The sequence below is a fragment of the Bacillus sp. FSL K6-2861 genome, from assembly GCF_038630725.1.
Taxonomy (GTDB): domain Bacteria; phylum Bacillota; class Bacilli; order Bacillales; family Bacillaceae; genus Bacillus; species Bacillus velezensis.
The window spans coordinates 2,079,218-2,091,010 of the sequence record NZ_CP152037.1 but is presented as its reverse complement, the minus strand read 5'-3'; the positions used below and the strand labels follow the sequence as shown (position 1 = coordinate 2,091,010).

At 45.1% G+C, this 11,793-nt stretch carries 4 protein-coding genes; all 4 read left to right on the top strand.

The window, feature by feature from the left end:
- Positions 1-39: 39 nt before the first annotated feature.
- The 4 genes from bamC (at position 40) to NYE62_RS10400 (ending at position 11,792) form a co-directional block, all read left to right on the top strand.
- Positions 40-7,899, top strand: a complete 7,860-nt coding sequence (gene bamC / locus NYE62_RS10415) for a bacillomycin D non-ribosomal peptide synthetase BamC (protein WP_342497474.1) — start codon at positions 40-42, stop codon at positions 7,897-7,899.
- A gap of 170 nt (positions 7,900-8,069) precedes the next feature.
- Positions 8,070-9,608: a glycoside hydrolase family 43 protein gene (locus NYE62_RS10410; protein ID WP_342497481.1), complete on the top strand. Its 1,539-nt coding sequence runs from the start codon at positions 8,070-8,072 to the stop codon at positions 9,606-9,608.
- 61 nt (positions 9,609-9,669) lie between these two features.
- Positions 9,670-10,941, top strand: a complete 1,272-nt coding sequence (locus NYE62_RS10405) for a glycoside hydrolase family 30 beta sandwich domain-containing protein (protein ID WP_158185892.1) — start codon at positions 9,670-9,672, stop codon at positions 10,939-10,941.
- Positions 10,942-11,084: 143 nt separating this feature from the next.
- Positions 11,085-11,792, top strand: coding sequence for a response regulator transcription factor (locus tag NYE62_RS10400; protein WP_094032674.1), 708 nt, complete (start codon positions 11,085-11,087; stop codon positions 11,790-11,792).
- Position 11,793 lies beyond the last annotated feature (1 nt).

The window sequence follows — 11,793 nt, the reverse complement described above, 5'->3', positions numbered from 1 at the left end:
ACAGCGGTCAGCCGGCTAAAACTTACTGGAGGGATATTAATGTCAGAATTTAAGCAACAGGAGTTGTTCTGGAGCAGCATGTTCGATGCGGAAGATCGTCCCAGTGCAATCCCTTCGTTTCAAATGTCGGACTCAACAATAGAGCACGAGGCGCCGAGTGCACCCAACCGTATTCACAGTTCATTGAGCTCCGATGTATCCCTGCGCATCATGAAGATGACGAATAAATCGCCAATGGCCGTTTATATGGTTCTCCTGGTCGGAATCGAGTGTCTTTTGTACAAATATACGGGGGAAGAGGGCGTTATTGTAGGTGTACCGACCTTTGAAGACGAAACCGATGAAGACCTTCGTTTAGATCAAGTCATGTTAATCAAACAAAACATAAATGCGGACGGCACGTTTAAATCCATATTTAATGAATTCAAGCATACGCTGAACGGAGCCATCTTACATCAGCACGTTCCTTTCGATAAAATGGCCGGTCCATTAAATCTGAACTACGATTCAAATCATTTGCCAATGATTCACACGATCGTATCACTAGATCAGCTTCACCCCATTCGTTTTATAGAAACGGCTGCTGCTGATACGTTATTTCAGTTTTCTATAGAAAATGATTCGATTCATTTAAAGTTAACTTATAATGAACAAGCTTATGATCGCCAGTATATGATGCAAGTGATGGAACATGTAAACCGGATTTTTTCGATTTTGTTATTCCAACCCGACCTTATGATCCGACAGCTTAATATTCTGTCAGACTCAGAGACAAATCAACTCATCGCCTATAATCAAACGGCTGCAGAGTATCCAAAAGAAAAAACGATTCATCAATTTTTGGAGGAACAAGCGGAACGTACCCCTGATCAAACGGCTGTTGTCTACGAGGATAGCCGTCTGACGTACCGGGAATTGAATGAAAGGGCGAATCAACTCGCTCGGACACTGCAATCTGAGGGCGTGCAGCCGGATCAGCCGGTCGGGATTATGGCCGAACGCTCCCTGGATATGATTGTAGGGATCTTCGGGATCTTGAAAGCCGGCGGGGCGTATGTACCGATTGACCCGGGCTATCCGGAGGAACGGGTTCGATACATATTGGAGGATTCGGATACGAAGTTGTTACTCGTGCAGAATCAATCGCGAGAGAGAGTACCTTTTACGGGAAAAGTGCTGGATATGAAAGATCCGCAAAACTTTTGTGAAGACGGGTCGAATGTAGAGCCGGCTGCTGGTCCGGATCATCTGGCCTATGTTATTTATACATCGGGTTCAACGGGTAAGCCGAAAGGGGTTATGGTTGAGCACCGGTCGGTCATCAATCGGCTGGTGTGGATGCAGGAAAAATACCCTCTCGATGAGCGGGATGCGATTCTGCAAAAAACTGCGATCATCTTTGATGTATCAGTGTGGGAACTGTTCTGGTGGACGATATCAGGTTCCAGATTGGTTCTGTTGCCAAACGGAGGAGAAAAGAATCCCGAGCTGATTTTAGATACAATTGCACAAAAAGGTGTCAGCACAATGCATTTTGTACCGGCGATGCTGCATGCCTTCCTGGAATCCATGGATCAGAAGCCAAGCGGGATGTTGAAACAAAAATTAGCGTCATTAAGACATGTGTTTGCAAGCGGAGAGGCTTTGAAGCCTGTACATGTCGCAGGCTTTAAACGCATCATCACATCGGTGAGCCAGGCTCAAATCATCAACTTGTACGGACCGACTGAGGCAACAATTGATGTATCATACTTTGATTGCCAGACGGAAGAAACATATGCATCGATTCCGATAGGCAAACCGATTTCCAACATTCAATTGTATATATTACATGCTGATTTGGAACATATGCAGCCGACCGGTGTGGCGGGAGAACTGTGCATAGCGGGCGATGGGCTTGCAAGGGGCTACTTGAATCGTCCCGAACTGACGGCCGAGAAGTTTGTAAACCATCCGATTGCATCAGGAGAACGGATATACCGGACGGGAGACTTGGCAAGATGGCTGCCGGACGGCAATATCGAGTATTTGGGCCGGATTGATCACCAGGTGAAAATCCGCGGTTACCGCATTGAAATCGGCGAAGTCGAAGGCGCTTTTTTTCAGCTGCCGGCGATCAAAGAAGCCATCGTTATCGCCCGGGAAATCGATGGGGAAACATCCTTGTGCGCCTATTATACTGCACAACATGCTTTAACTGCAGGCGAGCTCCGTGAAGAGCTGTCCCGGCGGCTTCCATCCTATATGATACCTGCTTATTTCGTTCAGCTGGAAGAGATGCCGCTTACTTTCAACGGGAAAATAGACCGTAAATCCCTTCCTTCTCCAAGAGAGAATCTTACAGGCATGAACTATGAAGCTCCTCGAACAGAACTGGAAAAAATACTGGCCGCGGTGTGGGAGTCGGTCTTAGGCTTAGAACGGGTCGGAATCTCAGATCATTTCTTCGAATTGGGGGGCGATTCCATTAAGTCGATTCAAGTGTCCTCAAGATTATACCAAGCCGGGTATAAGTTTGAAATCAAACACTTGTTTAAATACCCAACGATCTCCGAGCTTGTTCCATACGTAGAGCCGGTAACCCGAATCGCAGAACAAGGAGAAATCAAAGGCCGGGCGCTGCTGACACCGATTCAGCATTGGTTTTTTGACCAGAAATACCCGGAATTACACCATTATAATCAAGCAATTATGCTTTATTGGAAAGAGGGACTGGATGAATCAAAGCTTCGGGACGTCATGAAGAAGATCACAGAGCATCACGATGCTTTACGCATGGTCTATGTTCCGACAGAAGATGGACATGAAGCCCGAAATCGCGGGATCGATGAAGGTGATCTGTTCAGCCTTGAAGTGATCTCATTACGCGAAGAAAAAAATGTGTCCCAGACGATAGAAACCATTTCCAATGAGATTCAGCAATCCATTCATTTAGCCGAAGGGCCGCTCATGAAACTGGGATTGTTCCGATGTCAAGAGGGAGATCATTTGCTGATTGCGGTTCATCATCTGGTCATCGACGGCGTATCGTGGAGGATTTTACTTGAGGATATAGCAGCAGCTTATGAGCAGCTTCAAAATGGCGAAGCGATCCGGCTTCCGAAGAAAACGGACTCTTACCTGTTATGGGCTGAACAGTTGAATCGTTATGCAGAAAGTCAGGAATTCGAAGCGGAAAATCAATACTGGTTCAGACAGAAACATAATCCGCAGCATACATTGCCAAAGGACAATGAACAGGAGACCGGTCTGGCCAAAGACAAGGAAACGGTCATCGTTCAATGGACCGTTGAGGAAACCGAACGTTTATTAAAAAACGCTCACCGGGCTTATTCGACCGATATGAACGATTTATTACTGACCGGTCTGGGAACTGCTATTCATCGTTGGTCCGGATGTGAAGACATTCTCATTGATCTTGAAGGACACGGCAGAGAGTCTATCATTCCGGATCTCGATATTTCGCGTACGGTGGGATGGTTCACAAGCCTATATCCGGTTTCGCTTCAAATCAAAGCTGATCAAGATATCCAGCAGCGGATTAAAACAGTGAAAGAAAATTTGCGTCAGATCCCCCAAAAAGGAATAGGTTACGGCCTGATCAAATATTTGTCCGATCACCCGAAGGCACATGAATGGACCGGACATCCGGAAATACGTTTCAATTATTTGGGTCAATTTGATCAAGATGTCCGGAACGGCAAGATGGAGGTATCCCCTTACTCAAGCGGGAAAACAGCCAGTGACAATCGTCCCTTGACCTATACACTTGATATCAACGGCATGATTTCAGACGGCCGATTGTCGCTGGCCATCAGCTATTGCGGTAAACAATATCAAAGAGAAACAATGGAAGCCTGTGCCGCACTCTTAAAAAGCAGCCTGCAGCAAGTCATCGCACATTGTGATGCTCAAGATCAAATTCACCTGACGCCAAGCGATATTTCGTTAAAAGGTATAACGATCGGTGAACTGGATCAATTTGTACAGCAAACGAATCATCTCGGTGACATTGAAAATATATACCCATTAACCCCCATGCAGAAAGGAATGTTGTTCCACAGCTTGATCGATTCAGCTTCCGAAGCTTACTTTGAACAAGCCGCCTTTGATCTGAAAGGTTTCTTGGATATCGATGCATTCAGGATGAGTTTGGCGCATCTGGCCGGAAAATATGACATTCTTCGGACTCTTTTTTATACAGAATGGAAAGATCAGCCTTTGCAGATTGTATTCCGGCAAAAGCCGATTGAAACGGCCGTTGAAGATATTCGCAGCATGAACAGTCATCAGCGCAGCGAGTTTATTGCCGATTTTGCAAGAAGAGATAAGGCGCGGGGATTCAATCTCACCCGGGATGCTTTAATGCGCGTATCGATCCTGCGGACAGAGGAAGACCAAGCGCGGTTGATATGGAGCTTTCATCATATTTTAATGGACGGCTGGTGTTTGCCTCTTGTTACGAAAGAAGTGTTTGAAACCTATTATGCGATACTCGAGCAAAGGCAGCCGAAGCGGGGAGCCGTCACTCCATACAGCCGATATATCGAATGGCTGGATCAACAAGATCACAAGCAGGCGTCAGCCTATTGGCGTAACTATTTAGAAGGTTATGAAGGGCAGACTGTTTTGTTACAAGAACAATCTTCCGACCGGGCGAAAGGATACGAAAAAGGTGAGCATGAGTTTCGTTTAGGAAAGCGGCTCACAGACGAAATAAAACGGGCCGCAAGCCGCCAGCAAGTCACCGTCAATACATGGATACAAACCGCATGGGGCTTATTGCTGCAAAGATACAACGGGAGTCAGGATGTCGTCTTCGGCACGGTCGTATCCGGCAGACCGGCAGAAATTCCGGGAATTGAAACCATGGTCGGTTTATTTATCAATACCATTCCCGTACGTATTCATACGCAGCCTGAAATGACAGCTGCACAAGTATTGAAAATGAACCAGGAGCGGGCACTGGCTTCTCAAGAATATGATACATTTCCGTTGTATGACATTCAGGCTCAAACTGAGCAAAAGCAGCAGTTGATCAATCATATTATGGTATTTGAGAATTACCCGGTTGAGAAACAAATAGAACATATGAAGCAGGATGACAACGCATTAGACATTCTCGATTTTCATATGGAAGAACATACTCATTACGACTTTACTTTTATAGTGATGCCGGATGGAGAAATTGACATTCGTTTTGTATACAATCGCGATGTTTATGACCAAGCAAGTGTCGAACGGATGCAGACGCATTTCATGCAAATCATGAAGCAAATGGCGGACGATCAGGAAATTCGCGTTCAAGACCTTGATATCGTAACAGCGGATGAGCGATCGCTCCTGATAGATAAGTTCAACGATACGGCGGCTGAGTATCCAAAGGAAAAGACGATTCATCAATTGTTTGAAGAACAAGCGGAGCGAACGCCGGAGCAAGCGGCGATTGTTTTTGAAGATAAGGAGCTGACGTATCGGGTAGTAAATGAACGCGCCAATCAGCTGGCCCGAACCTTGGTTGCCAAAGGACTTCAGGCCGAGGAGCTTGTCGGCATTATGGCCGAACGTTCACCGGAGATGGTGATAGGCATCCTTGCTATTTTGAAAGCCGGGGGCGTTTACGTACCGATCGATCCGGATTATCCGAAAGAACGCATCCATTATATGCTTGAGGATTCTAACGTCTCTATCTTATTATTGCAGCATCATCTTCTGGAAGGTACCGATTATCAAAGTCATACTGTCTTCCTTGACGATCCGTCATCATACGGCGCCGAAGCATCTAATCTCAATCTGAACGTGATGCCAAATCATTTAGCCTACGTTATTTATACATCAGGAACAACGGGGAATCCGAAAGGCACGCTCATTGAACATAAAAACGTGGTTCGTCTGTTATTTAACAACAAAAATGTTTTTGATTTTAATGCATCGGACACATGGACTTTGTTTCATTCCTTCTGCTTTGACTTTTCAGTATGGGAAATGTACGGAGCGCTGCTGTATGGGGGCAAATTAGTGATTGTTCCGAAACAAATAGCAAAAAACCCGGAAAGGTATTTGCAATTGTTAAAATCGAAAGCTGTGACTATTTTAAATCAAACGCCGAGTTATTTCTATCAACTGATGCAGGAGGAGAGAGCAGATCCCGAATCCAATTTAAACATCCGAAAAATCATATTTGGCGGAGAGGCGTTAAATCCATCCTTCTTGAAAGACTGGAAGCTTAAATATCCTTTAACCCAATTAATCAATATGTACGGCATCACCGAGACCACCGTTCATGTCACATATAAAGAAATCACGGAACGGGAAATCGACGAGGGCAGAAGCAACATCGGACAACCTATTCCTACTCTGCAAGCGTATATTTTGGACGAATATCAGCACATTCAGGTAATGGGCATACCGGGCGAACTCTATGTGGCAGGAGAGGGACTGGCCAGAGGATATTTGAACCACCCGGAATTAACGGCTGAGAAATTTGTTGAACACCCGTTTGCCGCAGGCGAAAAAATGTACAAAACGGGAGATGTCGCCCGGTGGCTGCCTGACGGCAATATCGAGTATTTGGGAAGAATTGATCATCAGGTAAAAATCCGGGGCTATCGGATTGAAATTGGCGAGGTCGAAGCGGCTTTATTGCAACTGGAATCTGTCAAAGAAGCGGTCGTCATCGCAATTGAAGAAGAGGGCTCAAAGCAGCTGTGCGCCTACTTGTCAGGAGACGATTCATTAAATACGGCGCAGCTGAAGCGCCATTTGCTGAATAAACTGCCCGCTTATATGATACCGGCTTACTTTGTCCAAATGGAGAAGATGCCGATAACCGCAAATGGAAAAATCGATCGAAAAGCTTTGCCGGCTCCTGAGGGAAATAGACTTACCGGAACCGAATACAAAGCGCCCGGAACGTTAATTGAAAAGCAGCTGGCCGAGATATGGAAGAACATTTTAGCTCTCAGCGACCCGGGAATTAAAGATAACTTCTTTGACGTTGGCGGCCATTCGCTCAAAGTATTGCAAGTAATTCATCAAATCAACGACCGTATGGGAATCAAAATGCATTATCAAGCCGTATACGATTTTCCTACCATCGAAACAATGGCACGCGCCATTCAAGCGGCAGTTTTCGAGTCCAAGACGGATAACGTATTCGTCAAGATGAATCAGAACGGTTCAATCCCTGTGTTCTGTTTCCCGCCTTTAATCGGGTACGGGCTGGTCTATAATGAAATGGCGAAAAGACTTGACGGCCGCTGCACCGTCTATGCCGCTGATTTCCTAGAAGAGCCGTCTTACGAGCAAGAGATCGTTGACCGGTATGCAGAAAGCATGATAGGCATTCAGGAACAAGGGCCCTTTGTTTTACTCGGTTACTCCTCGGGGTCGAATTTGGCTTTTGAGGTTGCCAAAGCCTTGGAGAAGCGCGGACGCATCGTATCGGACATTATGATGCTTGATTCTAAAAGAGCCGTTTCGGTGAATTATTTTTCGGAAGAGGAAACCGAAGAGATCATTCATCGGAATCTGGATATCATTCCGGATTATTATAGAGAATTATTAACCATTCCTTCCATTAAGGATAAAATCAGAAGCTATCTCACATATCACAATAAACTGATTAATTCCGGCGCGGTGAACGCCAACATTCATCATTTTCTATGCGGCGAGTTGACCGATAGAGGATGGAAGCAATCAACCGCACAGCATTACCTTGAGTACAAATTAAAAGGAGACCATGTGACGATCTTTGACCCTCACAATATTGAAGAAAATACGGATACAATTCGATCTATTATTAAAAGGATTGAAGAACGGCATCATCACGGACTTGTTCTTGAAGAACAACTGTCAATAGGATCGTTTGCTGGCGACACGAAGTTTGACAAAATGTAAATGATCCAGGGCAAAATGCCGCTGACTGTAATCGGCGGCATTTCTCATAAAAGAGGGTCAGATATTTGCAACGTTTTCACTCTAAAAATCATTCATTTTACGCATTCTTCATGACCTGTTGTTATCATATTTTTTACAAACCTAATATGCGGAAACAGGAGGATGTTAAGCTGATGAAAAAGTACAGCGTATGTTTATTGATTCTTGCTTTATTATTGAGCTGTTTACCTGGGGAATATGCGAATGCGGTAAGCACTCCAATTGCAAAACATGCCGGGAATTCAAATCCGCTTATCGACCATCATCTGGGCGCAGATCCGTTTGCGCTGACCTATAACGGAAGAGTCTACATCTATATGTCAAGCGATGACTATGAATATAATAGCGACGGAACGATTAAGGATAATTCATTTGCCAATTTGAATAAAATATCCGTCATATCTTCAGCGGATATGGTGAACTGGACAGATCACGGAGCGATTCCCGCAGCGGGTGCCAATGGGCTGAATGGCGGCCGGGGGATTGCCAAATGGGCAGGAGCATCATGGGCCCCGTCAGCCGCGGTGAAAAAGATCAATGGTAAGGATAAATTTTTCCTTTATTTCGCAAACGGCGGCGGAGGTATCGGGGTTCTCACCGCAGACAGCCCGACCGGCCCATGGACAGATCCGATCGGAAAAGCGCTGGTAACGCCAAATACGCCAGGAATGTCCGGTGTTGTATGGCTTTTTGATCCGGCAGTATTCGTAGATGATGACGGTACCGGTTACCTATATGCCGGCGGAGGCGTTCCCGGCGGTTCAAATCCCACACAGGGGCAATGGGCCAATCCTAAAACAGCAAGAGTCATGAAATTAGGGCCTGATATGACCAGTGTTGCCGGAAGTGCATCTACGATTGATGCGCCTTTTATGTTTGAAGATTCGGGAATGCATAAGTATAACGGAAAATATTACTATTCCTATTGTATCAATTTCGGGGGCGCGCACCCGGCCGATAAACCTCCAGGTGAGATCGGCTATATGACCAGCTCAAGCCCTATGGATTCTTTTTCGTATAGAGGGCACTTTCTGAAAAATCCGGGAGCATTTTTCGGAGGCGGCGGGAACAATCACCATGCTGTTTTCAATTTTAAAAACGAGTGGTATGTGGTGTATCATACTCAAACTGTCAGCTCCGCTCTTTACGGGGCCGGCAAAGGATACCGTTCTCCCCATATTAATAAGCTTGTGCATAATCCAGATGGCTCTCTGCAAGAGGTAGCGGCAAATTTTGCAGGTGTCAAACAGCTATCCAACTTGAATCCATATAACCGGGTAGAAGCGGAAACGTTTGCCTGGAACGGACGGATTTTGACAGAGGCATCCTCAGCACCCGGCGGGCCGTTCAATAATCAACATGTCACAAACATTCATAACGGAGACTGGATTGCTGTTGGAAATGCAGACTTCGGATCAGGCGGCGCCAGAACGTTTAAAGCAAATGTAGCGTCCGCTCTTGGCGGGAAAATAGAAGTGCGGCTAGACAGTGCAAACGGTAAGCTTGTCGGAACCTTGAATGTCCCTTCCACAGGCGGAACGCAATCCTGGAGAGAAATAGAAACTGCGGTAAGCGGCGCATCCGGTGTTCACAACGTATTCTTTGTATTTAGCGGAACTGGTACAGGAAACTTGTTTAATTTTGATTACTGGCAGTTTACACAAAGATAAGCAAAGGGAGACAAAGGTACGTTTTCTAAGTCCATAAACGACATATGAAGGAGAGGAAAAAATGATGTCGAGCGTAAAAAAAACAATTTGTGTATTATTGGTATGTTTCACAATGCTGTCCGTCATGCTCTTAGGACCGGGAGTTACTGAAGTTTCAGCAGCAAGTGATGCAACAGTTAATATATCTGCAGAAAGACAAGTGATTCGCGGTTTTGGAGGAATGAACCACCCGGCTTGGATTGGAGACTTGACTGCGGCTCAACGGGAGACCGCTTTTGGCAATGGACAGAATCAGTTAGGTTTTTCGATCTTAAGAATTCATGTAGATGAAAATAGAAATAATTGGTACAAGGAAGTGGAGACTGCAAAGAGTGCGATCAAACATGGAGCAATCGTTTTTGCTTCCCCTTGGAATCCGCCAAACGATATGGTTGAGACTTTCAATCATAATGGTGACACAACAGCTAAGCGGCTGAGATACGATAAGTACGCCGCATACGCGCAGCATCTTAACGATTTCGTTAATTTCATGAAGAGTAATGGTGTGAATCTGTATGGGATTTCTATGCAAAACGAGCCTGATTACGCTCACGAATGGACATGGTGGACGCCCCAAGAAATCCTGCGTTTCATGAGAGAGAATGCCGGTTCCATTAATGCCCGCGTGATTGCGCCAGAATCATTTCAATACCTGAAAAATATATCAGACCCCATTTTGAACGATCCGCAGGCGCTTAGGAATATGGATATCCTCGGAACCCACCTGTACGGCACTCAGGTCAGTCAGTTTCCTTATCCTCTTTTCAAACAAAAAGGAGGAGGGAAAGAGCTATGGATGACGGAGGTATACTATCCGAATAGTGACAACAATTCAGCGGATCGCTGGCCTGAGGCTTTAGGTGTTTCAGAGCATATTCATCATTCAATGGTAGAGGGAGATTTTCAAGCTTATGTGTGGTGGTACATCCGCAGATCATACGGCCCTATGAAAGAAGATGGGATGATCAGCAAACGCGGATACAATATGGCTCATTTCTCAAAATTTGTGCGCCCAGGCTATGTAAGGATTGATGCAACGAAAAATCCTGAACCGAATGTTTACGTGTCAGCCTATAAAGGAGACAATAAAGTCGTGATTGTTGCCATTAATAAAAATAACACAGGGGTCAACCAAAACTTTGTGTTGCAGAATGGAACTGCTTCGCAAGTATCCAGATGGATCACGAGCAGCAGCAGCAATCTTCAACCTGGAACGGATCTCAAAGTAACGGATAATCATTTTTGGGCCCATCTTCCGGCTCAAAGCGTGACAACATTTGTTGTAAAGCGTTAAAGGCATCAGCATCGCAATAAGCCAATTTTCTTACTTGAAAAAGAAAATTGGCTTATTTTCTGTGGGAGAGAAGTGTTGATTTTTTTAACGATACACAGACATTGGGTATAATAATGACAATGACTTCAAGGAGTGATCAATATATGTCACGGCTTCACAGCAAAGTATTAATCATAGACGACGAAAAAGAAATTTTGGAACTGATCAAAACCGTATTAATAAGAGAAGGCATTGATCGCGTAGTGACCGCTTCGACTGCCCGTGACGGATTGGCTCAATTTCATCAAGAAAATCCCGATCTGGTGATATTGGATATCATGCTGCCAGACGGTGAAGGCTATGATATCTGCAAGCAAATAAGAGACATTTCACACGTTCCTATTATCTTTTTGTCTGCAAAGGGGGAGGAAACGGATAAAGTTGTAGGACTTGCCATCGGCGGGGACGACTACATTACAAAACCCTTCAGCCCTAAGGAAGTTGCATATCGAGTCAAAGCCCAGCTGAGACGGGTCTCTTACTTACAGCCTTCTCAAACCGGAACCGTAATAAAAAAAGGGCCATTTGAATTAAACCAACAACAAGCCGAGCTCACCAAAAATGGAGCGGCTATTGAGTTAACACCTAAAGAACTTATGCTTATGACCTATTTTCTGCAGCATCCCAATCGGGTGATCAGTAAAGAAACACTCTATCAAGCTGTATGGGGAGAAGATTTCTTCGGTTCTGACAACACGGTGATGGTTCATATACGCAGGCTCCGTGAGAAAATAGAAAACACCCCATCAAAACCAGACTTTCTCGTCACTGTGAAAGGGTTAGGCTACAAATTTGTTGTAAAGGATGCGTAAG